Raw genomic sequence first — 26,129 nt, 5'->3', positions numbered from 1 at the left:
CTTTACCGCTTTATAGATATTTCATGGTCAGTGCGATGGCCGCGCCGGTAGCAGCCAGGCAGAGCACCAGGCTGATCAAAATATAGGCAAGCGCCATCAGGGGCTGCTCATTGTGCCACAACAGCAGTGTTTCCAGCGAGAAGGTCGAGAAGGTGGTCAGTGCGCCGAACAGGCCGGTCATCAGCAGCAGGCGCCACTCCGGGGACAACATGCCCCGCTCCACGATGGCCACGTACACCACACCGATCAGGAAGGAGCCGGTCACGTTGACAATCAGGGTCCCCAGGGGGAATTTTCCGCCGGTCAGGGGGTAGGTCCACACCGTTACCAGGTAACGGATGATCGCGCCTATCGCCCCCCCCAGGGCAACCGCCAGCAATTGCATTCTCTCGTCGCTCCCCTGCCCTCTATGCTCTACGGCCCGCCGGCCCCATTCACTTCCTGCGCGCGGGATACCGCTGGCGATCACTTTCCCGGTTCAGGCGGCGCAGGTTCTCCAGCTTGTCCGCTATCTTGAGCTCCAGGCCGCGCGGCACCGGGTGATAATACACCCGATCGTGAATTGGTTCCGGCAGATAATTCTCGCCCGCCGCGAAGGCGTCCGGTTCGTCGTGGGCGTAGCGGTATTCCGCCCCGTGCGCCATGCTCTTCGCCAGCTTGGTGGGCGCATTCCGCAGGTGGACCGGCACCTCGTAACTTGGATCGCGGCGCACATCCGCCAGCACCCGCTTGTAGGCGGTGTAGACCGCATTGCTTTTCGGGGCCACCGCCAGGTAGGCAATCGCCTGGGCGATGGCCAGCTCTCCCTCAGGACTGCCCAGCCGTTCCTGCACGTCCCAGGCGCCGAGGGCAACCTGCAGGGCCCGTGGATCGGCGTTGCCGATATCCTCGCTGGCCATTCGCACGGCACGGCGGGCGATATACAGGGGGTCGCATCCGCCGTCCACCATCCGCGCAAACCAGTAGAGCGCCGCGTCGGGATCCGAGCCCCGTACCGACTTGTGCATTGCAGAAATCTGGTCGTAGAAGTAATCGCCACCCTTGTCGAAGCGGCGCACGTCAGCGCTTAACACCTCTGTCAGCACCGCCTCGTCAATCCGGTAGCGACCGCCCTCCTCCCGGGCCAGGTCGCAGGCGATCTCCAGCAGGTTCAGGGCCCCGCGGGCGTCACCGTCGGCGGCCTTTGCCAGTTTTCCCAGCACTTCCTCATCCACTTCCGGGTCGAGCGCGCGCAGCGCCTCGTCCTCGGCCAGCGCCCGGTGCAGCAGCGCCAGGAGTTCCTCCTCATCGAGGCTGCGCAGCATGTACACGCGACAGCGGGACAGAAGGGCGTTGTTCAGTTCGAAAGCCGGGTTTTCAGTAGTGGCGCCGACAAAAGTGACAGTGCCCTCCTCCACGTAAGGTAGGAAGGCGTCTTGCTGCGCCTTATTGAAGCGGTGCACCTCATCGACAAACAGGATGGTTCCCCGACCGCTCTGGGCATGATGCTGCTCAGCCTCGGCCACCGCTGCGCGTATGTCCTTCACGCCCGCCAACACGGCCGAAAGGGTGGCGAAACGCGCATCGCATTCCTCTGCCAGCAACCTGGCAAAAGTGGTCTTGCCCACGCCCGGGGGGCCCCACAGGACCATCGAATGCAACTGCCCACGCTCGACGGCTTCACGTAACGGTTTTCCCGGCCCCAATAAATGCGTCTGGCCCATGTACTGGGCCAGACTGCGGGGCCGCATACGCGCGGCCAGGGGTTGGTGTCTCGGTGGAGACTGGAACAGGTCACTCATCGCGGATAATGTCGGTCCCCGCCGGTGGCTTGAAGTTGAACAGCGCAGCGGAAAGGCTCGGGTTGGCCTTTACCCGGCTGAACTTGATTTTGGTGGTCTGCCCCATGCTGTCACGCACAGTCATGGCCGCCGGCAGGCCGTTGTCAAAGCTGATCTCCATGGCGCGAAACGGCGCGGAGGCATTCTTGGGTGTCAATTCGTAAGCGCCGTTCTTGCTCGCCACGTTGAAGGAACTGCGTATCTCGCCGACCTTACCGCCCAGCAGCAGTGCGGGAGTCTCCTTCATGCGCTTGTCTACCGGGCGGATGGTCACCTGCTCCAGGTCCGGGTCGTACAGCCACAACTTCTTGTTGTTGGTAACCAGGAGCTGCGGGAAAGGTTCACCTGTCTCCCAGCGCAACTTGCCGGGACGCTCCACCGAAAAGGTGCCGCTGCTTTTCTGCAGCACCTCGCCGCGCTCGTCGGTAAGGGTCTGGTGAAACTTGCCGGAGATGGAAGCCAGCGGCTGCAGCAGCTGGCTGAGTTCGGCGGTGGCGTCGGCCCAGGCGGAACCGGCAAATAGCGCTGCGGAAGTCGCGAGGGCGGTAAGCATTCTTTTCATAACGGCACTCCAGTGCTGGGATTTTCCTTAAGCCTAGTCCCCGGCAGGTGAACCGGGACTGAACCGTCAGGGCAGTGGTCAGCTCAACTAGGCGGGCGGCGGCGCCAGGACTTCGCGGTTACCGTTGTGGCCGGCCGGCGACACTACCCCCGCCGCTTCCAGGGCGTCGATGATGCGGGCGGCGCGATTGTAGCCGATCCGCAGCTGGCGCTGCACCGACGAGATCGAGGCCTTGCGCGATTTGGTGACAAAGGCCACTGCCTCGTCGTAGAGGGGGTCCGCCTCGGGATCATCCTCCTCGCCCTCGGTCTGCAGGCCCGGTACGGGAATGCTGTTATTGGTGTCGTCGATGATGCCATCGATATAGTCCGGCTCTCCCCGCCGGCTCCAGTCGGCCACCACCTTGTGTACCTCGTGATCGTCGACAAAGGCGCCGTGGACCCGTACCGGCACACCACTGCCCGGCGGAAGATAGAGCATGTCGCCGTGGCCGAGCAGCTGCTCCGCACCGCCCTGGTCGAGGATGGTGCGGGAATCCACTTTCGAGGAGACCTGGAAGGCGATACGGGTGGGCACATTGGCCTTGATCAGGCCGGTGATGACATCGACCGATGGCCTCTGGGTGGCCAGCAACAGGTGGATACCGGCAGCCCGCGCCTTCTGGGCGATCCTGGCGATCAGCTGCTCCACCTTCTTGCCGACAATCATCATCATGTCGGCGAACTCGTCGATCACCACGACGATTGCCGGCAGCGGCTTCAGGTGCGGCGGGGTCTGCTCTGCCTCGGGAACACTGGAAGCGGGATCCGGTTGCCAGGTGGGGTCTGTCAGCGGCTCGCCTGCCTCGATGGCTTCCCGCACCTTGCGGTTGAAACCCGCCAGGTTGCGCACGCCCATTGCCGCCATCAGTTTATAGCGCCGCTCCATTTCACCCACGCACCAGCGCAGGCCGTTGGCGGCGTCGTTCATATCGGTGATCACCGGCGTCAGCAGGTGTGGGATGCCTTCATACACGGAAAGCTCCAGCATCTTGGGATCCACCAGGATCAGCCGGACCTCTTCGGGAGTGGACTTGTACAGGAGGCTCAGCAGCATCACATTGATGCCCACCGACTTGCCCGAGCCGGTGGTGCCCGCCACCAGGAGGTGCGGCATCTTGGCCAGGTCGGCAACGACCGGCTGCCCGGAGATATCGTGGCCAAGGGCCAGGGTGAGGCGCGACTTGGCGTTGTCGTATACATCGGCAGACAGCACCTCTGTCAGGCGTACCATCTGCCGGTTCTCGTTGGGGATCTCGATGCCCACCACCGACTTACCCGGAATGACTTCCACCACCCGCACACTGATGACCGCCAGCGATCGGGCCAGGTCCTTGGCCAGGTTGCTGATCTTGCTGACCTTGACCCCGGGTGCCGGCTGGATCTCAAAGCGGGTAACTACCGGGCCCGGCAAAACCGAGACCACCTCCGCCACCACGCCAAAGTCCTTCAGCTTTAGTTCCAGCAGGCGCGAGAGTGCCTCCAGTGATTCGCGGGAGAAGCCGGCTTTCCTGTTCTTGTCAGGCGCATCCAGCAGCGACAGCGGCGGCAGGGTCCCGGTGACCGGGCCGCTGGCGAAAAGCTCACCCTGCTTTTCCTTGGCCGCCCGGGGGCTGGGCTTGGGAGCGGGGAGTGTCGGCTCGATCTTGGGGGGGAGGCGCTTGGCGGTACGCTGCTTCTCCTCGGCAACAGCAGCCTTGCGCACAACAACCGCCTCCCGGGCGGCGCGCCGCTCTGCGCGCTCCTGGCGGGCTCGCTGGTAACGCTGGCCCGCCCAGGCCAGGAAGCCGAGCAGGTTACGACCGATCGCCTCCGCCAGCTTCAGCCATGACAGACCGGTAAACACGGTGATGCCGATGGCGAACAGGGCCAGAAGCAGGATGGTGGCCCCCACGTACCCGAGGCTGAGTTCAGTTGATTCGGCGATGGCGGCACCGATGATCCCGCCATTAGAAAACGGTAGCGGGTTTTCCGCCTCGGCGAAGCAGAGTGTAGCCAGGCCAGCGCCAGTAGTGAGCAATACCACCAGGCCGGTGACCCTCAGGGTGAAAAGTGGGCCGTGGAAACGCGCGTTGCGGTCCCGCAGGATCCCGAGCGCGCGCCAGCCGATCAGGAGGGGGAACAGGTAAGCCATCCAGCCGAGCAGAGACAGGCAGACGTCGGCGAGCCAGGCGCCGGTGGGGCCGATGGCATTCTCAACCGGCCCTCCCTGGCCGGTATGGGACCACCCCGGATCCTGGGGGCTATAGCTCATGAGGCTGATCGCCATCAGCAGGGCTCCCGCCAGCAGGGCAATCAGGGCTCCCTCCCGCAACAGTCGCGCGATCAGGGATTCCGGCAGGCCGCCTGCCTCATTATCGGGTGTGTCGGATGCGCTCTGGGCCTTCAATGGCTTACCTCGGGAATTATTGTCGTGTCCGCGGGGAGCGAGCCCCGGCCGGGAGAGGCCTGTGTACTACAGAGGAGCGGAAAATGCCACCGCCCACGCTCTTCACAATCCACTTTAACGGAATTCTAATCCATATAAATCAATAAGATAGAGAGCATTGCTAATATTTTTTGTGATGCGTGTCGCCGTTCTACCATCAATAGGGCACAGCCGGCACAGCGGCCCCGGATAGTGGCGCGCAATGATTTGAATAAAGGGAAACTATTTCGTTCCCCCCGCCCCTTCGCCTATGATATCGCTCAATTCAATAGTCTCGACTGATCATTTTTCGGTCAAACCCCGCTCGACCGCAGCGGGCACACTGTTGTTAACTGATTTTGGTAAGAGCGTTTTATGAGCAACAAGCACCATCAACTGATTATTCTCGGTTCCGGTCCCGCCGGCTATACCGCAGCCATCTACGCCGCGCGCGCCAACCTCAAGCCGGTGGTGATCACCGGCATGCAACAGGGTGGCCAGCTGACCACGACCACTGAAGTCGAGAACTGGCCGGGTGGCGTCGCGGATCTGCAGGGCCCCGACCTGATGGTGCAGATGCAACAGCACGCCGAACGCTTCGAAACCGAGATCATCTTCGACCATATCGAATCGGTGGACCTGAACCAGCGACCCTTCGTACTGAATGGCAACGAGACATACACCTGCGATGCCCTGATCATCGCCACCGGGGCATCTGCCCAGTACCTCGGGCTCCCCTCGGAAGAGGCTTTCATGGGCCGCGGCGTCTCCGCCTGCGCCACCTGTGACGGCTTCTTCTACCGCGACCAGAAAGTCGCCGTGGTCGGCGGAGGCAACACTGCCGTGGAGGAAGCCCTCTACCTGTCAAATATCGCCAGCGAAGTGACACTGATCCACCGCCGCGATGAACTGCGGGCCGAAAAAATCCTTCAGGACCGCCTGATGGACAAGGTGGAAAACGGCAATATCAAGGTCTGCTGGCACCACACCCTCGACGAGGTGCTCGGCGATGACAACGGCGTCACCGGCGTGCGCCTGCGGAGCACACAGGACGATTCCACCCGGGAGCTGGATGTGTCCGGGGTATTCATTGCCATTGGCCACAAGCCGAACACGGACATTTTTGCGGGCCAGCTGGAAATGAACGGGGGTTACATTATCGTGCAGAGCGGGCTGGAGGGTAATGCCACCCAGACCTCCGTGCCGGGCGTGTTCGCCGCGGGCGATGTATCCGACCACATCTACCGCCAGGCGGTCACCTCTGCGGGTACCGGTTGCATGGCAGCCCTCGACGCCGAGCGCTTCCTCGACAGCCAGTAACCGCTTGCCGGTCAGCTATTAAAACGGAAAGGGCGATCCTTTGTGATCGCCCTTTTCTTTTGTACGCTTTCAGGGAGAGCCCCGGCGCAGCCCGATGACGTCCCACCACGGGGGGCTGCATGAGTGATACGGTAGAGCGATGACAGGAAACAGCGACGAACACCTGACCCTGCTTCATGGGGAGAGACCGAACTTCCCGCCCACGCGCCAGGCGTTACATTCGCCCAACGGCCTGCTCGCCGTCGGGGGCCGGCTGACACCGGAGTGGTTGCTGGCAGCCTATCGTCGCGGGATCTTCCCCTGGTACTCCGATGACCAACCCATCCTGTGGTGGAGCCCATCCCCCCGATGCGTGGTCTTGCCGGAGCAGTTTTCCGTCGGCCGCACGCTCCGCAAGACCCTTCGCCGCGGCCGTTTCAGCGTCACTTTCGACCGGGATTTCGATGCTGTCATCAGCGCGTGCAGTGAACCCCGTGTAGATGGAGAGGGGACATGGATTACTTCGGAGATGCGGGCCGCCTATAGGGAACTCCACAGGCTGGGCCATGCGCACTCAGTTGAGGCCTGGGAGGATGGCCAGCTCGCCGGGGGGCTCTACGGGGTTGCCATCGGTCACGTATTCTTCGGTGAGTCCATGTTCCACCGTGCTACCGATGCCTCCAAGATCGCTTTTGTCCACCTGGTGCGACAGTTACAATCGTGGGGCTGCCCCCTGATCGACTGCCAGGTGAGCAACCCGCACCTGGCAAGCCTGGGCGCGGTGGAAATCGGGCGCGAGGAGTTTGAGCGGCGGCTGGCGCAGGGAGTAGGCATGGGAGACCTCCCCGCCCCCTGGGAGCCAACCTGGAACCTGGAACGGGACCTATGAGCAAGTATTCCCAGCTGGACTCGGTGCAGTTACTGGCCACCCTGCCCCACCCCTGTGGGTACCTGCCGGATCGGGAGGCCACCACGGTATTCATTGACCCGCAGACGCCAGTGGACCAGCGGCTGTACAGCCAGCTGTCGGCGCTGGGCTTCCGCCGCAGCGGCAACTACCTGTACCGCCCCCAATGCGCCAATTGCAACGCCTGCGTGCCCGCACGGGTCCCGGTCAGCCTGTTTGTACCCGACCGCAGCCAGCGACGCTGCTGGAAACGTAACCGGGACCTGGACGTATTCCATGTCGACGCCATCGACACCGACGAGCATTACGTGCTCTACGCCCGCTACATCGAGGAGCGCCACCGCGAGGGCGAAATGTACCCCCCGAGCCGTGAACAGTTCCGCGACTTCCTGGCGCCGGCCTGGGGCAGCACACGCTACATCGAGTTCCGCGCCCGGGGCAGGCTGGTGGCGACCGCTGTGACTGACCTGCTCACCAGCGGCCTGTCCGCCATCTATACTTTCTTCGACCCGGCCGAGCACCGGCGGAGCCTGGGTAGTTACTGCATTCTGTACCAGATCGAATGGGCGCGCCGCCTCGGGCTGCCGAGCCTCTACCTTGGTTACTGGATCGAGGAGTGCCAGAAAATGGCCTACAAGACCCAGTTCCAGCCGGTGGAATTGCTGGGCCAGAACCGCTGGCGCCTGAAGTCCCGGTAGCGGCCCTCAAACAGGGCGGTTTCCCCGGGCTTTGCCCTATTGCCTCTTTTCGTGCAAAATACGCGGCCGTCGCACCGCGGCCCGGCCTGCGTGCCGCCGGGGTAAAAGGTCTGAAAGTTATTTTGAAGGTTACTGCCGCATGGCGAAAGACGATTACATTGAGATGGAAGGCGAGGTGATCGACACCCTGCCGAACACCACATTCCGCGTAAAGCTTGAGAACGGGCACGTGGTGATCGCGCACATCTCCGGAAAAATGCGCAAGAACTACATCCGTATTCTCACGGGTGACAAGGTCAAGGTAGAGCTGACTCCCTACGACCTGAGCAAGGGGCGTATCACTTACCGCGCCCGCTGAGCGAGATCCGCTCAGCAGCCACAAAAAAGGCCACCCATGGTGGCCTTTTTTGTGGAACGCCCCTCTCTTCGGGGCAGTCAGGCAGCCACCGCGGTCCTGATCAGCAGCTCATCGCCATCCACGGTGACCTCCACCCGGCCGCCCTCTTCCGCCAGCTCGCCGAACAGTACCGCCTCAGCGAGCGGCTTGCGCAGCTTGTCGCGAATGAGCCTGGCCATGGGGCGTGCGCCCATCTTCTCGTCGTAGCCGTGGCGCGCCAGCCATTCGCGGGCCTCCTCGCTGACCTCCAGGGTCACACTGGACTCGTCCAGCTGGGCCTGCAGTTCGACGACGAACTTGTCCACCACGGTTTTCACCACCTCGAAATCCAGCGAACCGAACTGGATGATACTGTCCAGCCGGTTGCGGAACTCCGGGGTGAACATCTTCTTGATCTCCTCCATGCCGTCGCTTGAGTGGTCCTGGCTGGTGAAACCGATGGACCGCCGGCTCATGAGCTCCGCCCCGGCGTTCGTGGTCATGATCAGGATGACATTGCGGAAATCGGCCTTGCGGCCATTGTTGTCGGTCAGGGTGCCGTGATCCATTACCTGCAGGAGCAGGTTGAACACTTCCGGATGGGCTTTCTCAATCTCGTCGAGCAGCACCACACTATGCGGGTGCTTGGTCACCGCATCTGTGAGCAGCCCGCCCTGGTCAAAACCGACATAACCGGGGGGTGCGCCGATCAGCCGCGATACGGTATGGCGCTCCATATACTCGGACATATCGAAACGGATCAGCTCGATGCCCATCACCTTGGCCAACTGGCGGCACAGTTCAGTCTTGCCGACGCCCGTCGGGCCGGCAAAGAGGAAGGAACCGATGGGTTTCTCGTCGGCACCCAGGCCGGCGCGGCTGAGCTTGATAGCGGTGCTCAACGCCCCGATGGCCTCCTCCTGCCCGAACACTACCATCTTCAGGTTCTCATCCAGGCGCGCCAGCTGCTCCTTGTCGGAGGCGGAGACGCTCTTGGCCGGGATACGGGCGATTTTTGCGATCACCGACTCGATCTCCGGCACACCGATCACCTCTTTGCGCTCCTCCACCGGCAGCAGCGCCTGGTATGCGCCCGCCTCGTCGATCACATCGATGGCCTTGTCGGGCAGGAAGCGCTCGGTGATATGCCGGCTCGACAGCTGCGCGGCAGCTTCCAGCGCGGCGTCAGTGAAGCGCACCCGGTGGTGGTCCTCGAAACAGGTTTTGAGGCCGCGCAGGATCTCAACCGTCTCCTCCACCGAGGGCTCGTTGACATCGATCTTCTGGAAGCGCCGCGACAGGGCGCGATCCTTCTCGAAGATGCCCCGGTATTCGCTAAAGGTGGTTGAACCGATGCAGCGCAGGTGGCCACTGGAGAGCAGCGGCTTGAGCAGGTTGGAGGCATCCATCACGCCCCCTGAAGCTGCACCGGCACCGATAATGGTGTGGATCTCGTCGATAAACAGGATCGCCTGGTCGCGCTTGCGCAGCTCCGCCAGCAGAGCCTTGAAGCGCTTCTCGAAATCGCCGCGGTACTTGGTACCGGCCAGCAGTGAACCCAGGTCCAGGGAGTAGATGGTCGCATTGCGCAGGGTCTCGGGAACTTCCTCGTCCACGATGCGCCGCGCCAGGCCCTCGGCGATGGCGGTCTTGCCCACGCCCGACTCCCCGACCAGGAGCGGGTTATTCTTGCGCCGACGCGCCAGCACCTGTGTCACGCGCTCGACCTCGGGGCCACGTCCCACTAGAGGGTCGATGCGGCCCAGGATAGCCTCCTGGTTGAGGTTGGTGGAGTAGCTCTCGAGCGGGTCTGAGCCCCCCGGCTCAGCCCCGGGCGCGAGGTCCTCGTCGGTCTGCTCGGGTGCCGGTTCTGCGCCGTGGGCATTATTGCCGCTCGAGCCCACGCGGGAAATCCCATGGGTGATGTAGTTGACTACATCGATGCGGGCGACACTCTGCTGCTTCAGGTAATAAACTGCCTGGCTTTCCTGCTCGCAGAAAATTGCTACCAGAACGTTAGCTCCAGTCACCTCTTTCTTGCCGGAGGACTGCACGTGGAAAACCGCGCGCTGCAGCACGCGCTGGAATCCCAGCGTCGGCTGGGTCTCGCGCTCGGTATCCGACTCGGGTATCAGCGGCGTGGTTGAGTCCACGAACTCGAGCAGCTCGCGCCGCAGCGCACTCAGGTCGGCTCCGCAGGCGTGCAACACGTCAGCAGCGGACTCGTTGTCGAGGAGCGCCAGCAGCAAGTGCTCGACGGTCATAAACTCGTGCCGTTTGGCGCGCGCGCCCTTGAACGCCAGATTCAGCGTTACCTCTAAATCCTTGCTGAGCATCTAAACCTCGAACCCTTTATGCCAATTTCACCCGCCATTCACCTGACCAGTGCGCGCCGTGAAACGGCGTTGCGTGAGTGTGCCCGATTCCTTTCGGGCGACGGGACCTGTATCAATCTTCTTCGCTCTCATCAGCTTCGATCTCACACAGCAGAGGATGCTGGTGGTCCCTGGCAAATTGATTGACCTGTGCTGCCTTTGTTTCCGCTATATCTCGAGTATAGACACCGCAGATCGCTTTTCCCTGCGTATGTACCTGCAGCATCAGCCGGGTGGCCCGCTCCCGGTCAGCCCCGAAAAACGTCTCCAGGATCTCCACCACAAAGTCCATCGGCGTGTAGTCATCATTGAGCATGATCACCTTGTACATGGGAGGACGCTTGACCCGCGCAGGCGCCTCCTCGAGCGCCAGGTCGCCATCAAAATCGCCCCCGAACGGCAGGTCATCACCACCGCCCGAACTCAACTCTATAAGAAATTCTTTGCTCATAGTTTCTTTCAATACAGCTGTTGCTCCCGCTGGCGGCTGCAGGGAGGCAGCCGCCATCGACGTGCCCGCATTGTACCCTCATTTAACCTCGCAGGCAGGCGCGTACCCCCACTTGACATTGGCGGGACTGTTAGCTACAAGAGGTAGTGCAAGCGTCGATAAATGACGCTCTTACCGCAGGGACGCACGCGGTAATCAAGCGACAACGCTTCGATAACGATAAAAGACACTCTGTAAAGGCGGCCTGCAGTCGCCCCGGCAATTAGAGGGATTTCGCCATGCCTACCGGTACCGTCAAATGGTTCAATAACGCCAAGGGATATGGGTTTATTCTCGCGGACGAAGGGGGTGAAGACCTGTTCGCGCATTACTCCGCTATCCAGATGGAGGGCTACCGCACCCTCAAGGCGGGCCAACAGGTTACATTTGACATCATAAAAGGCGACAAGGGTTACCACGCCGCCAATATCAATGTGGACGCAGCGGCCCAGCCGAAGCAGGAGCGAGCGGCCGGCGAATCTTCCCCGCGAGAGCGAGAGGCCGAGGCCCTGGGCTGAGCGCCCGCGATCGCTTTCATTGTCCCACATGCCGCCACCTATATAGAGGGCAGCCGGGTTGCCAGTGCCCGTTTACAGGCGCGCAGATTCTGGACTTAGGTCTTATAGGCTTGGCAATTCAGCGCCTCACCACGCCTCCACAATAACGCGCAGCAAAAAAAAGCCCCGCTCCTTCCGGAGCGGGGCTTTTTCAATGACTTCAATGACAAGCCAGAGGCGATCACGCCATGTGCTTGATCACTTCATCACCAAAGTCGGAGCAGGACTTGAGCTCCGCACCTTCCATCAGGCGCTCGAAGTCGTAGGTCACGGTCTTGGCGGCGATTGCACCTTCCATGCCCTTGATAACCAGGTCGGCAGCTTCGTTCCAGCCCATGTGACGCAGCATCATCTCGGCGGACAGGATCAGGGAGCCCGGGTTTACCTTGTTCTGGCCGGCGTACTTGGGTGCAGTGCCGTGGGTCGCCTCGAACAGGGCCACCTCGTCGGAGATGTTGGCGCCCGGCGCGATACCGATACCACCCACCTGGGCCGCCAGGGCGTCGGACAGGTAGTCGCCGTTCAGGTTCAGGGTCGCAATGACGTCGTACTCGGCCGGGCGCAGCAGCACCTGCTGCAGCATGGCATCCGCAATCACGTCCTTGATCACGATTTCCTTGCCGGTGTTGGGGTTCTTGAAGCTGTGCCAGGGGCCACCGTCCAGCGGCTGTGCGCCAAACTCATCACGGGCCAGCTCGTAGCCCCAGTCGGCAAAGGCGCCTTCGGTGAACTTCATGATATTGCCCTTGTGCACCAGGGTCACAGAAGCGCGGTCCTGATCCACGGCGTACTGAATGGCCTTGCGCACCAGGCGCTTGGTGCCCTCCTCGGAAACCGGCTTCACGCCGATGCCGCAGTTCTCGGGGAAGCGGATCTTCTTGACACCCATCTCTTCCTGCAGGAACTTGATGACCTTGTTCGCCTCGTCGGTGCCGGCTTTCCACTCGATGCCCGCGTAGATGTCCTCGGAGTTCTCGCGGAAGATCACCATATCCACTTCGTTGGGCTTCTTGACCGGAGTGGGCACGCCGGTAAACCAGCGCACCGGGCGCTGGCAAACGTAGAGGTCCAGCTCCTGGCGCAGGGCAACGTTCAGGGAGCGGAAACCACCGCCCACCGGGGTAGTCAGCGGGCCCTTGATGCCAACGGAGTACTCTTTCAGGGCTTCCAGGGTCTCGGCCGGGAACCAGTCACCGGCATAGGTCTCTGCGGCCTTCTCGCCACAGTAAACTTCCATCCAGGAGATGGCCTTCTCACCGCCGTAGGCCTTCTCGACTGAGGCGTCGATGACCTTGCGCATTACCGGGGTGATATCCACGCCGATGCCGTCACCCTCGATAAACGGTACTATGGGGCGATTCGGAACATTCAGCGAACCGTCGGAATTGACTGTAACTTTCTCGCCGTCTGCCGGCACTTGGATATGACCCATATCGTTTAAACTCCCAAAACTCTTTGACTATTTCGGTCGGGTGTCGCTTGCCCCGCCCTGTTATTCCCGCTGGCGGGATGAAAAATCGGCGGGATTATATCAGTATCCGCCCAATTTTGTAGTTGGATTACATTCCTTTCCTGAGCCCGCCCATGAGTAAGATTATCCTATTCAACAAACCTTACGGCGTTTTGAGCCAGTTTACCGACGATAGCGGGCGGCCCACCCTCGCCGACTACATCCGCCACAAGGGTGTTTATGCGGCGGGGAGGCTGGATTTCGACTCGGAAGGGCTGCTCCTGCTGACCGACGATGGCCGCCTGCAGCACCAGATCAGCCACCCGCGCCAGAAGCTGCCCAAGACATACTGGGTGCAGGTGGAAGGCGACATCGGCCCGGACGCCCTGGCACGCCTTCGCCACGGTGTCGAGCTGAAGGACGGCCGCACCGCGCCCGCCCGGGCCCGCGCGCTGGCGCAACCCCCGGTCTGGCCGCGGACTCCCCCGGTGCGCGAACGCCTCGCGATCCCCACCAGCTGGCTGGAGCTGACCATCAGCGAGGGCCGCAACCGGCAGGTCCGGCGCATGACCGCCGCGGTCGGGCACCCCACGCTGCGGCTCATCCGGATGGCCATCGGCAACTGGAAACTGGACACCCTGCAACCGGGGCATTGCCGTGAGGAGGAGGTGTTCGCCGCCGCGAAAGCACCCGCTCGGCGGCAGCGGCGCCGCTGAGCGGTATCCGGGCTATAAGGGTAGAACACCACAACCATGGCCACGACGCCGTTTCGCGGGTAAAATTGCGCCCCTTTTAATCGACCCGAGCAGTAACAGCCAGTCCCATTCGCCATGCCTGAACCCTCTGTAAAACAGCCCCAGCGCGTCATCGTCGGTATGTCCGGCGGGGTAGACTCATCCGTGGCCGCCCTGCTGCTGCTGCAACAGGGCTACCGGGTCGAAGGCCTGTTCATGAAGAACTGGGACGAGGACGACGGTACCGAGTACTGTACGGCCAAGGCCGATCTCGCCGATGCCGAGGCTGTGTGCCAGCGCCTCGGCATCCGTCTGCACACGGCCAATTTTGCTGCCGAGTACTGGGATCACGTGTTCGAGTACTTTCTCGCCGAATACCGGGCTGGACGCACTCCGAACCCGGACATCCTCTGTAACCGGGAAATCAAGTTCAAGGTGTTCCTCGAGTACGCCGAGATGCTGGGTGCCGAGGCCATCGCCACCGGCCACTACGCCCGGCGCCGCGATATCGACGGCAGGGCCCACCTGCTCAAGGGCCTGGACGCCAACAAGGACCAGAGTTACTTCCTCCACGCCGTGGGCGAGGCCGAGTTTGCGCGCTCCCTGTTCCCGCTAGGCGAACTGGAGAAACCGGAAGTCCGCCGGATCGCGGAAGAGAATGGCTTCATCACCCACGACAAGAAGGACAGCACCGGTATCTGCTTTATCGGTGAGCGACGCTTCAAGGACTTCCTGGAACAATACCTGCCGGCCCAGCCCGGCAACATGGAGACCCCGGAGGGCGAGGTAATGGGTACTCACGCGGGTCTTATGTACCATACCATCGGCCAGCGCCAGGGTCTGGGGATCGGCGGCGTAAGTGGCGCAGGCGATGCCCCCTGGTACGTCGTCGGCAAGGACCTCGAGCGCAATGTGCTGGTCGTGGCCCAGGGCGCCCACCACCCCCTGCTGTACGCCACCGGCCTGCACGGGTCCCAGACCCACTGGATCAACGGCAGCCCGCCAGCACGGGAATTCAGGGCCGGCGCCAAGACCCGTTACCGCCAGCCGGACCAGGGCTGCACGGTCAGGGTACTGGACAACGGGGAGCTGGAAGTCAGCTTCGACGAGCCCCAGCGGGCAATCACACCCGGGCAGTCACTGGTACTCTATGATGGCGACATCTGCCTGGGCGGTGCCGTAATTGAACGCGCCACCGGCATCGGCGAAAAGGTACCGGCAAAATACCGATAAACGAAAACGCGGAAACCGGGTGCCGGCCACAACGGCCGTAAGCAACGCACAGCAGTTTTAAGGAGAGAACTTGAGTAAATGGCGGGACCAGGCACTCGCCCTGGCAGGGATTTTCCAGGCGTCCGTTCTCGTGGAGCGGCTGGCGAAAACCGGCAGTGCCCCCGAGGAGCAACTGCATACGGCTGTCCACAGCCTGTTCCAGGTCAACCCGGAGCGGACGGAGGACGTCTTCGATGGCATGGATAAGCTGCTACCGGGCCTGCGCGTATCGCGCGAGCTGCTGCGTACGCGCCAGCACCCTGAATACACCGATTGCCTGCGCTATGCTCTGTCCATACTGTACCTCCAGCGACAGCTGTCCAAGAAGCAGGACCTGCTGGCAATCATCGGCAGCCGGCTGGAGAGGGCCCGGGTGCAGTCAGAACATTTCGGCCTGAACCACGAAAACGTATTCTCGAACCTCGCGAGCATCTATACCGATACCCTCAGCACTTTTCGCTTCAGGATCCAGGTGCTCGGGGACTTCAATTTCCTCCAGCAACAGCGGGTTGCCAACCAGATCCGCACCATGCTGTTTGCCGGCGTGCGCGCCGCAACGCTGTGGCGCCAGCTGGGAGGCAGCCGGCTGCACCTTATTTTCCAGCGCAAGAAGCTGCTGACCGCGACCAATCAGCTGATCGCGGAAGTCGAACAAGCCAATTTGTAATTTCGGAGAGACGAACATGACAGTCGAGCTATCGGCACTGACCGCGGTGTCACCGATCGACGGGCGCTATGAAAGCAAGACCGCCGCCCTGCGCGACATCTTCAGTGAGTATGGCCTGATCAGGGCCCGGGTCGAGGTGGAAGTGCGCTGGCTGCAGCAGCTTTCCCGCCATGAGGAAATCGCCGAGGTGCCCCCGTTTACCGGTGATGCCGAAGAGCTGCTCGACGATATCGTCGCCAAGTTCTCCGTACAGGACGCCGAGCGCATCAAGGAGATCGAGCGCACCACCAACCACGACGTGAAGGCGGTGGAATACTTCATCAAGGAGAAGTTCGGCACCAACGAGCAACTGGCGAAGGTCAGCGAATTCGTACATTTCGCCTGCACCTCCGAGGATATCAACAACCTCTCCCATGCGCTGATGCTGCGCGCCGGGCGTGACCAGGTGATGCTGCCGGCGATGAACCAGATCGTGAGCAAGATCGCGGAACTCGCGCAGGACTTCGCAGAAGTGCCCATGCTGTCTCGCACCCATGGCCAGACCGCCAGCCCGACCACGGTAGGCAAGGAACTGGCCAACGTGGTCGCGCGCCTGCGCCGCCAGGTGAAGCAGATCCATGAGATCGAACTGCTGGGCAAGATCAACGGCGCCGTGGGCAATTACAACGCCCACCTCTCTGCCTACCCGGAGGTGGACTGGCAGGCAAACGCCGAAGAGTTCGTCACCTCGCTGGGGCTCGCCTGGAATCCCTACACCACCCAGATCGAGCCGCATGATTACATTGCCGAACTGTTCGATGCGATCTCGCGCTTCAATACTATCCTGATCGATTTCGACCGGGATATCTGGGGCTATATCTCCCTCGGTTATTTCAAGCAGAAAGTGGTCGCCGGCGAGGTGGGTTCTTCCACCATGCCGCACAAGGTAAACCCGATCGACTTCGAGAACTCCGAGGGCAACCTGGGGCTGGCGAACGCGGTATTCCAGCACCTCGCAGCCAAGCTGCCCGTCTCCCGCTGGCAGCGTGACCTGACTGATTCCACCGTGCTCCGCAACATGGGTGTCGGCGCCGGTTACTCGGCCATCGCCTACGCCGCCACCCTGAAGGGACTCGGCAAGCTGGAAATCAATCGCGAGCGCCTGGCGGAGGACCTGGACAACGCCTGGGAGGTGCTGGCGGAGCCGATCCAGACGGTCATGCGGCGCTATAACATCGAGGAGCCCTATGAGAAACTCAAGGCCCTCACCCGCGGACAGGGCATCAACCGGGAAACACTGAAGTCGTTTATCGATAACCTGGACATTCCCGCAGAAGCCAAACAGTCACTGCACGAACTGACGCCGGCCACCTACATCGGTAACGCCGTCGCCCAGGCGAAAAAGATCTGAGGAGCTTAGGGTGACCGCTTCCCTGCCCCGCCCGCTTACCCACCTGGGTGACATGCCGGTAGACGAGTTTCTCCGGGATTACTGGCAGCAGAAGCCGCTGCTGATCCGCAATGCCTTCCCGGGCTTCGAGTCACCGGTATCCGGCGAGGAGCTGGCGGGCATGGCGCTTGAGGAGGCGGTGGAGTCGCGCCTGATACAGGAGCGCGGGGAGGATGGACCGTGGCAGCTCCGCAGTGGTCCCTTCACCGAGGAGGACTTCCTCTCGCTGCCGCGCAGCCACTGGACACTGCTGGTGCAGGCGGTGGACCAGTGGATGTCCGAGGTGGCGGAGCTCAAGGAATATTTCCGCTTCCTCCCCGAGTGGCGGCTCGACGATGTGATGATCAGCTACGCGGCTGACAAGGGCAGTGTCGGGCCCCACTTCGATTATTACGACGTGTTCCTGCTGCAGGCAGAGGGCAAGCGCCTCTGGCACCAGGGAGCGCGCGTTGACGACCAGAGCCCGCGCATCGAAGGCACGCCGCTCAAGATTCTCAGGGATTTTGAGCCCGAGAACAGCTGGGTGCTGGAGCCCGGGGACATGCTCTACCTTCCCCCGCAATACAGTCACTGGGGCATCGCCGAGGGCAGCTGCACTACCATTTCCGTGGGCTTTCGCGCCCCGTCGGCAAAAACCATCCTCGAAGACCTGGCCGCGGAGCTGGCACACGCCCTGCCGGAGCACCTGCGCTACTCCGACCCGGGTCTCGAGCCCGCCCGCGTGCCAGCGGAGATCGACGCCGCCTCGGTAGCCCGCCTGCAGGAGCAGCTGGGAGAGTGGCTGCTGCAACCGCGGAATATCGCCCAGTGGTTCGGCGCGATGATGACCGAGGCCAAGTATCCCGATACGGTGGCCCTGGATGCCGGGGACGCCTCCGACTGGCGCGAGCAGCTGCCGTCGGGAGCCACACTGGTGCTCAACCCGGCCTCGCGTTGCGCCTTCTGCAGGGATCCGGAAACCCTGTTCGTCGATGGCGAGAGCTTTCCGGCTCCGCCCGGCTTTGCCGAGCGCTTCTGCAACAGCCACTCGATCGACGCGCGGGACCTCGAGGATTTCCCCGAACTGGGTGCTGGCGAGGGGCTGATCGACCTGCTGGTCGCCCAGGGCACCCTGATCTACCCGCCGGAGGACTTCTGAAATGGCAGTCGAGATCCGCCCCGCCGACTGGGACCGCGACCGCGAGGCACTGCGCAGCATCCGCGACACGGTGTTTATCCGCGAGCAGGGCGTGCCGCCAGAAATAGAGTGGGACGACCAGGAGGAAGTGGCCCAGCACTTCCTGGTTCTGCGGGACGGCACACCGGTCGGCACCGGGCGGATCCTGCCGGGCGGCAAGATTGGTCGCATGGCGGTACTGCCAGAATTGCGGGGCACCGGCCTTGGCCTGCGTCTCCTGCAGCATATCTGTGAGTTCGCGCGCAATCGAGGGATGGCCCGGGTCTACCTGCATGCCCAGCGCCATGCCGAAGCCTTCTATCGCCAGGCGGGCTTCCTGCCCGTGGGTGAGGAATTCGAGGAGGCAGCCATCGCCCATATCCGCATGGAGCGGGACCTTGGCTGACGAGCGCGATGATACCGCGGACGACCGGGAGGCTGCTGGGCTCCGCACCCTGGAGTCGGCTGCCGGCTTCCGCGAAGCCCTGCTGGAGCTGCTACAGGGTGCCCACCGGCAGGTGTGTATCTATTCAGAGAACCTCTGCCCCACCCTGTACAACGACCCCCGGGTGACGGAAGCGCTCTCGGCTTTCGCCAGGCGCAGCCGCTATACCGACCTGCAAATCCTGGTCCGCGACAGCGAAACACTGGGACGGGAATTCAACCGTACCCACCACCTCGCCCAGCGCCTCTGCAGCCGCATCCAGTTACGCAGCATCACGCCCACCAGTGAGACCCCGCAACAGGAATTTGTGCTGGCAGACGGCAAGCAGGTACTGCTGCGGGAAGATCGCGACCAGTGGCTCGGCATTTACGATCCCCGCGACAGGGTCAGGGCCCGCAGGCTGGAGGAAGTGTTCAGGCAGGAGTGGGAGCGCGCCTCGCTCGATCCCGCACTGCGCCGCCTGGACCTCTGAGAGCCGGCAGTATTAACCGGCCAGGGGCCGCCCCGGCATGGGCCGCCCCGGCATGGGCCGCCCCGGCAATTCCCGGGGCACCGTACGGGCAGCAGGCAACCCCGCGACTCAGCTGGCGAGCTTTTGCTTGAACTCGCGGCGGCGGCGGTGCAGGACCGGCTCGGTATAGCCGTTCGGCTGTGCGCAGCCATCGAAGACCAGCTCACAGGCTGCCTGGAAAGCCACGCTGTTGTCGAAATCCGGCGCCATATCACGGTAGTTTTCATCGCCGGCATTCTGGCGGTCCACCACTGCGGCCATGCGCTCCATGGTCTCGCGCACCTGTGCCTCGGTGACGATACCCTGCTTCAGCCAGTTGGCGATGTGCTGTGAGGAGATGCGCAGGGTGGCGCGATCCTCCATCAGGCCCACATCGTTGATATCCGGCACCTTGGAGCAACCCACGCCCTGCTCCACCCAGCGCACCACATAGCCGAGTATGCCCTGGGCGTTGTTGTCCAGCTCGCGCTGTATCTCCTCATCACTCCAGCCGGTGTCTTCAGCCACCGGAATCGTCAGGATATCGTCCAGCCTGGCGTGGTCCCGCCCGGCGATCTCTTCCTGGCGCTTGCCGACATTCACCCGGTGGTAATGCAGTGCGTGCAGGGTGGCAGCGGTCGGCGACGGCACCCAGGCGGTGTTGGCCCCGGACATGGGATGGCCTATCTTGGCCTCCATCATTGCCGCCATTTTCTCCGGCATGGGCCACATACCCTTGCCGATCTGGGCGCGGCCCTTGAGGCCGGTCTCCAGGCCCACATCCACGTTCCAGTCCTCGTAGGCATTGATCCAGGTTGACTGTTTCATGTCTCCCTTGCGGATCATGGGCCCCGCCAGCATGGAGGTGTGTATTTCATCGCCGGTGCGGTCGAGGAAACCGGTGTTGATAAAGACCACCCGCTCCCGCGCCGCGGCGATGCAGCCCTTCAGGTTGACGGTGGTGCGGCGCTCCTCGTCCATGATGCCCATCTTCAGGGTATTCCGCTCCATACCCAGGGCATCCTCGATACGGTCAAACAGCTCGTTGGCAAACGCCACCTCTTCCGGCCCGTGCATCTTCGGCTTGACGATATAGACACTGCCGGTGCGGGAATTTTTCAGCGAGCCGGAGCCGCGGAGGTCGTGCAGGGCGATCAGGCTGGTGATCATGCCGTCCAGGATCCCCTCCGGGACCTCGTTGCCGTCGCCATCGAGAACCGCATCGTTGGTCATCAGGTGGCCCACGTTGCGCACGAACATCAGGCTGCGGCCCGGAAGCGTGAAGCGGCTGCCATCGCGAGCCTTATATTCCCGGTCGCTGTTCAACTTGCGGACGAATGTCTTGCCGCCCTTGTCGATGGATTCCTCCAGGGTGCCATTCATCAGCCCCAGCCAATTGCGGTAGACCACCACCTTGTCCTCGGCGTCGACAGCGGCCACGGAATCCTCGCAGTCCATGATCGTAGTCAGGGCCGACTCCATCAGGATGTCCTTGACGCCGGCGGCATCCGTCTTGCCGATAGGGCTCTCGCGATCGATCTGGATCTCGAAGCGCAGTCCGTTCTGCTGGAGCAGGATAGCGCTGGGCTCGCTGGGATCCCCGTTGAAACCCAGGAACTGGCCGCGGCTCTTCAGGGTGGCGATGTCGCCGTTGCGCAACTGGACCTCCACCAGCGGCCCGTTGATGTGGTACTCGACAGCGTCGCGGTGGCTGCCCTCGGTGAGCGGCGCAGCCTGGTCGAGAAACTCGCGGGCATACTGGATAACGCGCTCGCCGCGCACCGGGTTGTAGGCGGTTCCCTTCTCGGCGCCGCCGTCTTCGCTGATCACATCGGTGCCGTAGAGGGCATCATAAAGGCTTCCCCAGCGAGCATTGGCCGCATTGAGGGCATAGCGGGCATTCATCACCGGCACCACCAGCTGGGGCCCGGCCATGGTGGCTATTTCCTCGTCCACGTTTTCCGTGCTGGCAGTGAAGTCGGCCGGCTCTTCCAGCAGGTAGCCGATCTCGCGCAAAAACGCCTTATAGCGATCCAGGTCGCGATAGCCTCCCGGGTTATCCTGGTGCCACTGGTCGATCTTCGCCTGCAATGCGTCGCGTTTTTCCAGCAGGTCACGATTGCGGGGTGCCAGGTCGGCGACAATTTTGCCGAACTCGGCCCAGAAACTGTCGGCATCCACGCCGGTGCCCGGGATTACCTCCTCGTTCACCATGCTGTAGAGTTCGGGGGCAATCTTCAGTTGGCCGACTTGGACTCGCTCCGTCATATCCTGACCTCTTGCTGATAGCGTCTTGGGAAATTGTTTCACGGCATTCTAAACAGGCGCGGCGCCATACCGCTAATTTATAGCCGCAATTTCCGCTATTCACTCGCCTGATTTTGGTGAAATCGGCGACCGCTCATCCCTCCCGCCGGCTCAGAGCTGGCGACCCACATCCAGGATCAGCCGCCGCAGCCAGCGGTGTGGTGCGCTCTGCTGCAAAAGCGGGCTCCACGCCATCTTCAACTCCAGGGGCGGAATATCCAGCGGCGGCTCCCGGCGCGTGATGCGGGGGTTGTCGCTGGCCAGCTGCGCCAGCCGGGTGGGTACCGTTACGATCAGGTCGCTCTGTTCCGCCAGCAGCATTGCGACCTGGTAGTGGCGGGTGAATACCGAGATATCGCGCTTCTCGCCGAGGCGGCCAATGGCCTCGTCAACCCAGCCGAGCCGCTGCACGTCCTCGGGGTTGACGCCCACACCTACCCCCATGCCGGTCTTGCTCACCCAGATGTGCTGGGCCTTGAGATAGCTCTGCAGGGTATAGTCCCCAAGCACCGGGTTGTCCGCCCGCATCACGCAGGAAAAGCTGTCCCGCCAGACGGTGGCCTGGTGAAAGCTCTGCGGCATGCTGTCGAAGCGGTTGATGACCATGTCCACCTTGCCCTGCTCGACATCGACGAAACTCACGTCACTGGGCGTCATGATGTCGAGGCTGATACCGGGCGCCTGGTCCCGCAGGCGCCTCAGCAGTGCCGGGATCAGGGTCGATTCAGCGTAGTCACTGGCCATGATACGGAAGGTGCGTCGCGCCGCCCCCGGCTCGAAATCCCGGTTGGGCTGGATAACCCGGTCGATGGAGGCCAGGGCCTCGCGCACCATGGGCTGCAGTTCCAGTGCCCGCTCAGTGGGCATCATTCCCTCCCGGGTGCGCACCAGCAGTGGGTCGCCAAACAGCTCGCGCAGGCGCTTGAGGCCATTGCTCATGGCGGGCTGGGACAAGCCCAGGTAGTTCGCAGCGCGGGTGACATTGCGTTCCCGCAGGAGCACATCCAGGTAGACCAGCAGGTTCAGGTCGGCTCTTTCCAAACTCATAGTATTTATCTGACTGATAGCGAAAATAATGGCAATAAATTAGCCAAATTATGCCAGCGCTCGTAGCATATGCAACAACAATTCGAAGTCACCTTTCTTTTCGAGGGAATACAGCCATGTCCACTTACTCGCAAGAAATCGAAGCGGCAGCCAAGCTCCGTAAAGCCAATGGCAGCTCCTGGGATGCCATCAACCCGGAATCTGTGGCGCGCATGCGGCTCCAGAACAAGTTCCAGAACGGCCTCGAAATCGCCAGATATACCGCCAATATCATGCGCAAAGACATGGAGGCCTACGACAAGGATTGCACCAAGTACACCCAGTCACTGGGTTGCTGGCATGGCTTTATCGGTCAGCAGAAGATGATTTCCATCAAAAAGCATTTCGAAGGCAACACCGACCGCCGTTACCTGTACCTCTCCGGCTGGATGGTCGCTGCACTGCGCAGTGAATTTGGCCCCCTGCCCGACCAGTCCATGCATGAGAAGACCTCTGTCGCTGCGCTGATCGAAGAGCTGTATACCTTCCTGCGCCAGGCTGACGCCCGTGAGCTGGGCGGCCTGTTCCGCGAGCTGGACGCAGCCCGCGAAGCCGGTGACAAAGATGCCGAGAAAGCGATCATCGACAAGATCGACAATCACGTAACCCACGTCGTGCCGATCATTGCCGACATCGATGCCGGTTTCGGCAATGCGGAAGCGACTTACCTGCTGGCCAAGAAGATGATCGAAGCCGGCGCCTGCTGTATCCAGATCGAAAACCAGGTTTCCGACGAGAAGCAGTGTGGTCACCAGGACGGAAAGGTGACCGTTCCGCACGAGGAGTTCCTGGCCAAGATCCGCGCGGTCCGCTACGCGTTCCTGGAGCTGGGCGTGGATAACGGTGTGATCGTTGCTCGTACCGATTCCCTGGGCGCCGGCCTGACCAAGCAGATCGCCGTGACCAAGGAGCCCGGCGACCTGGGGGACCAGTACAACTCCTTCCTGGATTGCGAGGAAGTGGCTTCCGGTGACCTGGCCAATGGCGATGTGATCATCAACCGTGACGGCAAGCTGCTGCGCCCGAAGCGCCTGGCCTCCAACCTGTTCCAGTTCCGCAAAGGCACCGGCGAAGCCCGCTGTGTCCTCGACAGCGTGACCTCCCTGCAGAACGGCGCCGACCTGATCTGGATTGAAACCGAGAAGCCCCATGTCGGCCAGATCGGCGCCATGATGGACGAAATCCGCAAGCAGGTTCCGAACGCGAAGCTCGTATACAACAACAGCCCGTCATTCAACTGGACCCTGAACTTCCGCCAGCAGGTATTCGATGCCTGGCAGGAAGAAGGCAAGGACGTGTCCGCCTACAATCGCGACAACCTGATGAGTGCGGAATACGACGATACCGAGCTTTCCAGGGCGGCCGATGACAAGATCCGTACCTTCCAGGCTGATGCTGCCCGCGAAGCCGGGATCTTCCACCACCTGATTACTCTGCCGACCTATCACACCGCCGCCCTGTCTACCGACAACCTGGCGAAGGAGTACTTCGGAGAGAAAGGCATGCTGGGTTATGTGGAAGGTGTACAGCGCAAGGAAATCCGCCAGGGTATCGCCTGCGTCAAACACCAGAACATGGCCGGATCCGACATCGGCGACGATCACAAGGAATACTTTGCCGGTGAAGCCGCGCTGAAGGCTGCCGGTAAAGACAACACCATGAACCAGTTCGGCTAAGCGCCGTCAGCAAGCAGGAGTTGGGTAGACCTGAATGCTGCCAACTCCCGGAACTTATTCACTCACTTTCGGGGTCACTTTGTGGCCCCTTTTTTATGGGCGGCTTGAAAGCCACGCTCCCCGCGCACTTGAGCCCAATAGCGCCCCCCTGGTTCTGTCGGCCCAGAACAGGGATAACGCGCCAAATTCGTCTAGCCTTAAGGGATGACGGTGGTTATTTGGCGGATTGTATTGCCGCGCCAGGGCGTGTTCTGGTCTTTAATTCTGGCTGTTCCTCGCCCGAATTTACGCTGCTCGGCCTCCTCAGTCACAAACTGTCCCCGGGCGGTATCGGCGAGGCACAGTGACGCCACGCGAGGGCTATCTCCACGCAGGCGCGCGCGAGTGCGATGAATCATTTGCGGCAGGTCAGCGAGTGGTTCCCGGCGATAAACGGTTCGCCCACCGGGCCCTGGTCGACGAACAGGTCATCGATGCCACCGCCGCCCGGTCTGCCCAGGCGCCCGATACTAGACACCCAATTGCAGCCAACATTTCGAGGGGAAGCAAGAGATGACTACCGGCAATTATGACCGCAAGGCCGAAATCGCTGCCATCGAGAAAGACTGGGCGGAGAATCCGCGCTGGAAGAACGTGAAGCGCACATACTCGGCCGAGGACGTGGTACGCCTGCGCGGCTCCATCAAGCGCGAGAATACCATCGCCCGGCGCGGGGCTGAAAAGCTGTGGCAACTGATCAACGAGGGCGGCCGCCCATCTTTCCGTCCTGACAAGGACTTCGTCAATGCCATGGGTGCGCTGACCGGTGGCCAGGCCGTGCAACAGGTGAAGGCCGGCGTGCAGGCAATCTACCTGTCCGGCTGGCAGGTGGCCGCCGATGCCAATACTTCCGAAACCATGTACCCGGACCAGTCCCTCTACGCGGTGGACTCAGTGCCGACCGTTATCCGCCGGATCAACAACGCCTTCGAGCGCGCCGACCAGATCCAGTGGAAGAGCGGCAAAAACCCGGGTGACGAGGGCTATATCGACTACTACGCCCCCATCGTGGCGGATGCCGAGGCGGGCTTCGGCGGCGTCCTGAACGCCTACGAGCTGATGAAGAACATGATCCGCGCCGGTGCTGCCGGTGCGCATTTCGAGGACCAGCTGGCCTCGGTGAAGAAGTGCGGCCACATGGGCGGCAAGGTGCTGGTACCCACCCAGGAAGCGGTGCAGAAGCTTACCGCGGCGCGCCTGGCGACCGACGTTGAGGGCGTGCCCACCATCGTACTGGCGCGGACCGACGCCAATGCGGCGGACCTGATGACTTCCGACCACGACGAGTACGACGAGCCCTTCCTGACCGGCGAGCGCACTGCCGAGGGCTTCTACCGCGTCAAGGCCGGCATCGACCAGGCCATTTCCCGCGGCCTGGCGTACGCGCCCTACGCTGACCTGCTGTGGTGTGAGACCGCCACCCCGGACCTGGAAGAGGCCAAAAAATTCGCCGAGGCTATTCACAAGGAGCACCCGGAGCAGCTGCTGTCCTACAACTGCTCGCCCTCCTTTAACTGGAAGAAGAACCTGGACGACGAGACCATCGCCAGGTTCCAGCGGGAGCTGTCAGCCATGGGCTACAAGTTCCAGTTCATCACCCTGGCCGGCATCCACAACATGTGGAACAGCATGTTCAACCTGGCCTACGACTATGCGCGCGAGGATATGTCCGCCTACGTCCGCCTGCAGGAAAAGGAATTCCAGGATGCGGACAAGGGCTACACCTTCGTGGCGCACCAGCAGGAAGTGGGTACCGGCTACTTCGACGACATGACCAATGTCATCCAGGGGGGCCAGTCTTCCGTGACTGCACTGACCGGTTCTACAGAGGAAGACCAGTTCAAGTAAG

Annotated in this window: 24 protein-coding genes; 14 read left to right on the top strand and 10 right to left on the bottom strand. The window is 62.1% G+C overall.

What is annotated here, in order from left to right; translation table 11 throughout:
* Positions 1-10: 10 nt before the first annotated feature.
* The 4 genes from crcB to BLT26_RS08330 form a co-directional block, all read right to left on the bottom strand.
* On the bottom strand, positions 11-385 hold the full coding sequence (crcB, locus tag BLT26_RS08345) for a fluoride efflux transporter CrcB (protein WP_091511945.1): 375 nt from the start codon (positions 383-385) through the stop codon (positions 11-13).
* A gap of 49 nt (positions 386-434) precedes the next feature.
* The gene (locus BLT26_RS08340) at positions 435-1,781 is read right to left on the bottom strand and encodes a replication-associated recombination protein A (RefSeq protein WP_091511942.1); all 1,347 of its coding nucleotides are present in this window, start codon (positions 1,779-1,781) and stop codon (positions 435-437) included.
* Positions 1,774-2,382 (bottom strand): outer membrane lipoprotein periplasmic chaperone LolA, encoded by a 609-nt coding sequence (lolA, locus tag BLT26_RS08335; protein WP_091511939.1) that lies wholly within the window; start codon positions 2,380-2,382, stop codon positions 1,774-1,776. Before lolA ends, BLT26_RS08340 begins: the two co-directional genes overlap by 8 nt.
* 87 nt (positions 2,383-2,469) lie before the next feature.
* The gene (locus tag BLT26_RS08330) at positions 2,470-4,809 is read right to left on the bottom strand and encodes a DNA translocase FtsK (protein ID WP_091511937.1); all 2,340 of its coding nucleotides are present in this window, start codon (positions 4,807-4,809) and stop codon (positions 2,470-2,472) included.
* A 393-nt stretch (positions 4,810-5,202) separates the two neighbouring features.
* Between BLT26_RS08330 and trxB the strand changes: the two genes are divergently transcribed.
* From trxB to infA, 4 genes are all read left to right on the top strand, one after another.
* Positions 5,203-6,147 carry a thioredoxin-disulfide reductase gene (gene trxB, locus BLT26_RS08325; RefSeq protein ID WP_091511934.1) on the top strand — a complete coding sequence of 315 codons (945 nt, stop codon included), beginning with the start codon at positions 5,203-5,205 and terminating at the stop codon, positions 6,145-6,147.
* A 139-nt stretch (positions 6,148-6,286) separates the two neighbouring features.
* Complete coding sequence (gene aat, locus BLT26_RS08320; RefSeq protein ID WP_091511931.1) at positions 6,287-7,015, top strand: leucyl/phenylalanyl-tRNA--protein transferase; 729 nt, start codon at positions 6,287-6,289, stop codon at positions 7,013-7,015.
* Positions 7,012-7,731 (top strand): arginyltransferase, encoded by a 720-nt coding sequence (locus tag BLT26_RS08315; protein WP_091511928.1) that lies wholly within the window; start codon positions 7,012-7,014, stop codon positions 7,729-7,731. The genes aat and BLT26_RS08315 overlap by 4 nt, the downstream gene beginning before the upstream one ends.
* Before the next feature lie 139 nt (positions 7,732-7,870).
* Positions 7,871-8,089 (top strand): translation initiation factor IF-1, encoded by a 219-nt coding sequence (gene infA / locus BLT26_RS08310; protein WP_010130378.1) that lies wholly within the window; start codon positions 7,871-7,873, stop codon positions 8,087-8,089.
* A gap of 77 nt (positions 8,090-8,166) precedes the next feature.
* Here the strand turns inward: infA and clpA are convergent, their stop codons facing one another.
* Positions 8,167-10,443: an ATP-dependent Clp protease ATP-binding subunit ClpA gene (gene clpA / locus BLT26_RS08305; protein WP_091511924.1), complete on the bottom strand. Its 2,277-nt coding sequence runs from the start codon at positions 10,441-10,443 to the stop codon at positions 8,167-8,169.
* A 112-nt stretch (positions 10,444-10,555) separates the two neighbouring features.
* Positions 10,556-10,933 (bottom strand): ATP-dependent Clp protease adapter ClpS, encoded by a 378-nt coding sequence (gene clpS, locus BLT26_RS08300; RefSeq protein ID WP_091511920.1) that lies wholly within the window; start codon positions 10,931-10,933, stop codon positions 10,556-10,558.
* 278 nt (positions 10,934-11,211) lie between these two features.
* Between clpS and cspD the strand changes: the two genes are divergently transcribed.
* Complete coding sequence (gene cspD / locus BLT26_RS08295) at positions 11,212-11,490, top strand: cold shock domain-containing protein CspD (RefSeq protein WP_091511916.1); 279 nt, start codon at positions 11,212-11,214, stop codon at positions 11,488-11,490.
* A gap of 220 nt (positions 11,491-11,710) precedes the next feature.
* Here cspD and icd read toward each other — a convergent pair whose 3' ends face one another.
* Positions 11,711-12,961: an NADP-dependent isocitrate dehydrogenase gene (icd, locus tag BLT26_RS08290; protein WP_091511914.1), complete on the bottom strand. Its 1,251-nt coding sequence runs from the start codon at positions 12,959-12,961 to the stop codon at positions 11,711-11,713.
* 152 nt (positions 12,962-13,113) lie between these two features.
* Here icd and BLT26_RS08285 point away from each other — a divergent pair, with 152 nt between their 5' ends.
* From BLT26_RS08285 to BLT26_RS08255, 7 genes are all read left to right on the top strand, one after another.
* Positions 13,114-13,695, top strand: a complete 582-nt coding sequence (locus BLT26_RS08285; RefSeq protein ID WP_091513319.1) for a pseudouridine synthase — start codon at positions 13,114-13,116, stop codon at positions 13,693-13,695.
* Positions 13,696-13,809: 114 nt separating this feature from the next.
* Entirely contained in the window at positions 13,810-14,946 is a 1,137-nt protein-coding gene (gene mnmA, locus BLT26_RS08280; RefSeq protein WP_091511910.1) for a tRNA 2-thiouridine(34) synthase MnmA, read from the top strand.
* 70 nt (positions 14,947-15,016) lie between these two features.
* Positions 15,017-15,652, top strand: coding sequence for a high frequency lysogenization protein HflD (gene hflD / locus BLT26_RS08275; protein WP_091511906.1), 636 nt, complete (start codon positions 15,017-15,019; stop codon positions 15,650-15,652).
* A gap of 16 nt (positions 15,653-15,668) precedes the next feature.
* Positions 15,669-17,042, top strand: coding sequence for an adenylosuccinate lyase (gene purB, locus BLT26_RS08270; RefSeq protein WP_091511903.1), 1,374 nt, complete (start codon positions 15,669-15,671; stop codon positions 17,040-17,042).
* A gap of 10 nt (positions 17,043-17,052) precedes the next feature.
* Positions 17,053-18,219 carry a cupin domain-containing protein gene (locus tag BLT26_RS08265; protein ID WP_245720649.1) on the top strand — a complete coding sequence of 389 codons (1,167 nt, stop codon included), beginning with the start codon at positions 17,053-17,055 and terminating at the stop codon, positions 18,217-18,219.
* A 1-nt stretch (position 18,220) separates the two neighbouring features.
* Positions 18,221-18,643 carry a GNAT family N-acetyltransferase gene (locus BLT26_RS08260; protein WP_091511899.1) on the top strand — a complete coding sequence of 141 codons (423 nt, stop codon included), beginning with the start codon at positions 18,221-18,223 and terminating at the stop codon, positions 18,641-18,643.
* Positions 18,636-19,154 carry a DUF7931 domain-containing protein gene (locus tag BLT26_RS08255; RefSeq protein WP_091511896.1) on the top strand — a complete coding sequence of 173 codons (519 nt, stop codon included), beginning with the start codon at positions 18,636-18,638 and terminating at the stop codon, positions 19,152-19,154. Before BLT26_RS08260 ends, BLT26_RS08255 begins: the two co-directional genes overlap by 8 nt.
* Positions 19,155-19,262: 108 nt before the next feature.
* Here BLT26_RS08255 and BLT26_RS08250 read toward each other — a convergent pair whose 3' ends face one another.
* Both BLT26_RS08250 and BLT26_RS08245 read right to left on the bottom strand, forming a co-directional pair.
* A complete protein-coding gene (locus tag BLT26_RS08250) occupies positions 19,263-21,440 on the bottom strand; it encodes a malate synthase G (protein WP_091511892.1) in 2,178 nt (725 codons plus the stop codon).
* Positions 21,441-21,590: 150 nt separating this feature from the next.
* On the bottom strand, positions 21,591-22,526 hold the full coding sequence (locus BLT26_RS08245; RefSeq protein ID WP_091511889.1) for a LysR family transcriptional regulator: 936 nt from the start codon (positions 22,524-22,526) through the stop codon (positions 21,591-21,593).
* Positions 22,527-22,642: 116 nt separating this feature from the next.
* On the opposite strand from BLT26_RS08245, the gene BLT26_RS08240 reads away from it, so the two are divergent.
* Positions 22,643-24,241, top strand: a complete 1,599-nt coding sequence (locus tag BLT26_RS08240; protein ID WP_091511886.1) for an isocitrate lyase — start codon at positions 22,643-22,645, stop codon at positions 24,239-24,241.
* A gap of 394 nt (positions 24,242-24,635) precedes the next feature.
* Here the strand turns inward: BLT26_RS08240 and BLT26_RS16675 are convergent, their stop codons facing one another.
* Positions 24,636-24,758 (bottom strand): hypothetical protein, encoded by a 123-nt coding sequence (locus BLT26_RS16675; RefSeq protein WP_281245466.1) that lies wholly within the window; start codon positions 24,756-24,758, stop codon positions 24,636-24,638.
* Positions 24,759-24,793: 35 nt separating this feature from the next.
* Here BLT26_RS16675 and aceA point away from each other — a divergent pair, with 35 nt between their 5' ends.
* Positions 24,794-26,128 (top strand): isocitrate lyase, encoded by a 1,335-nt coding sequence (gene aceA, locus BLT26_RS08235; RefSeq protein WP_091511882.1) that lies wholly within the window; start codon positions 24,794-24,796, stop codon positions 26,126-26,128.
* Position 26,129: the final 1 nt, after the last annotated feature.

It is taken from the genome of Microbulbifer yueqingensis (genome assembly GCF_900100355.1).
Classification (GTDB): domain Bacteria; phylum Pseudomonadota; class Gammaproteobacteria; order Pseudomonadales; family Cellvibrionaceae; genus Microbulbifer; species Microbulbifer yueqingensis.
The sequence above is the reverse complement of the archived record's forward strand: the minus strand, read 5'-3'. Positions and strand labels throughout refer to the sequence as shown.

Bases quoted from the DNA above. Each gene is read 5' to 3' on its own strand.
- aceA (WP_091511882.1), top strand. From the start codon at position 24,794: ATGACTACCGGCAATTATGACCGCAAGGCCGAAATCGCTGCCATCGAG.
- lolA (WP_091511939.1), bottom strand. From the start codon at position 2,382: ATGAAAAGAATGCTTACCGCCCTCGCGACTTCCGCAGCGCTATTTGCC.
- clpA (WP_091511924.1), bottom strand. From the start codon at position 10,443: ATGCTCAGCAAGGATTTAGAGGTAACGCTGAATCTGGCGTTCAAGGGC.
- BLT26_RS08245 (WP_091511889.1), bottom strand. From the start codon at position 22,526: ATGAGTTTGGAAAGAGCCGACCTGAACCTGCTGGTCTACCTGGATGTG.
- BLT26_RS08340 (WP_091511942.1), bottom strand. From the start codon at position 1,781: ATGAGTGACCTGTTCCAGTCTCCACCGAGACACCAACCCCTGGCCGCG.
- purB (WP_091511903.1), top strand. From the start codon at position 15,669: ATGACAGTCGAGCTATCGGCACTGACCGCGGTGTCACCGATCGACGGG.
- trxB (WP_091511934.1), top strand. From the start codon at position 5,203: ATGAGCAACAAGCACCATCAACTGATTATTCTCGGTTCCGGTCCCGCC.
- crcB (WP_091511945.1), bottom strand. From the start codon at position 385: ATGCAATTGCTGGCGGTTGCCCTGGGGGGGGCGATAGGCGCGATCATC.
- clpS (WP_091511920.1), bottom strand. From the start codon at position 10,933: ATGAGCAAAGAATTTCTTATAGAGTTGAGTTCGGGCGGTGGTGATGAC.
- infA (WP_010130378.1), top strand. From the start codon at position 7,871: ATGGCGAAAGACGATTACATTGAGATGGAAGGCGAGGTGATCGACACC.
- BLT26_RS08250 (WP_091511892.1), bottom strand. From the start codon at position 21,440: ATGACGGAGCGAGTCCAAGTCGGCCAACTGAAGATTGCCCCCGAACTC.
- icd (WP_091511914.1), bottom strand. From the start codon at position 12,961: ATGGGTCATATCCAAGTGCCGGCAGACGGCGAGAAAGTTACAGTCAAT.
- BLT26_RS08240 (WP_091511886.1), top strand. From the start codon at position 22,643: ATGTCCACTTACTCGCAAGAAATCGAAGCGGCAGCCAAGCTCCGTAAA.
- BLT26_RS08315 (WP_091511928.1), top strand. From the start codon at position 7,012: ATGAGCAAGTATTCCCAGCTGGACTCGGTGCAGTTACTGGCCACCCTG.
- BLT26_RS08285 (WP_091513319.1), top strand. From the start codon at position 13,114: ATGAGTAAGATTATCCTATTCAACAAACCTTACGGCGTTTTGAGCCAG.
- BLT26_RS08260 (WP_091511899.1), top strand. From the start codon at position 18,221: ATGGCAGTCGAGATCCGCCCCGCCGACTGGGACCGCGACCGCGAGGCA.
- cspD (WP_091511916.1), top strand. From the start codon at position 11,212: ATGCCTACCGGTACCGTCAAATGGTTCAATAACGCCAAGGGATATGGG.
- aat (WP_091511931.1), top strand. From the start codon at position 6,287: ATGACAGGAAACAGCGACGAACACCTGACCCTGCTTCATGGGGAGAGA.
- mnmA (WP_091511910.1), top strand. From the start codon at position 13,810: ATGCCTGAACCCTCTGTAAAACAGCCCCAGCGCGTCATCGTCGGTATG.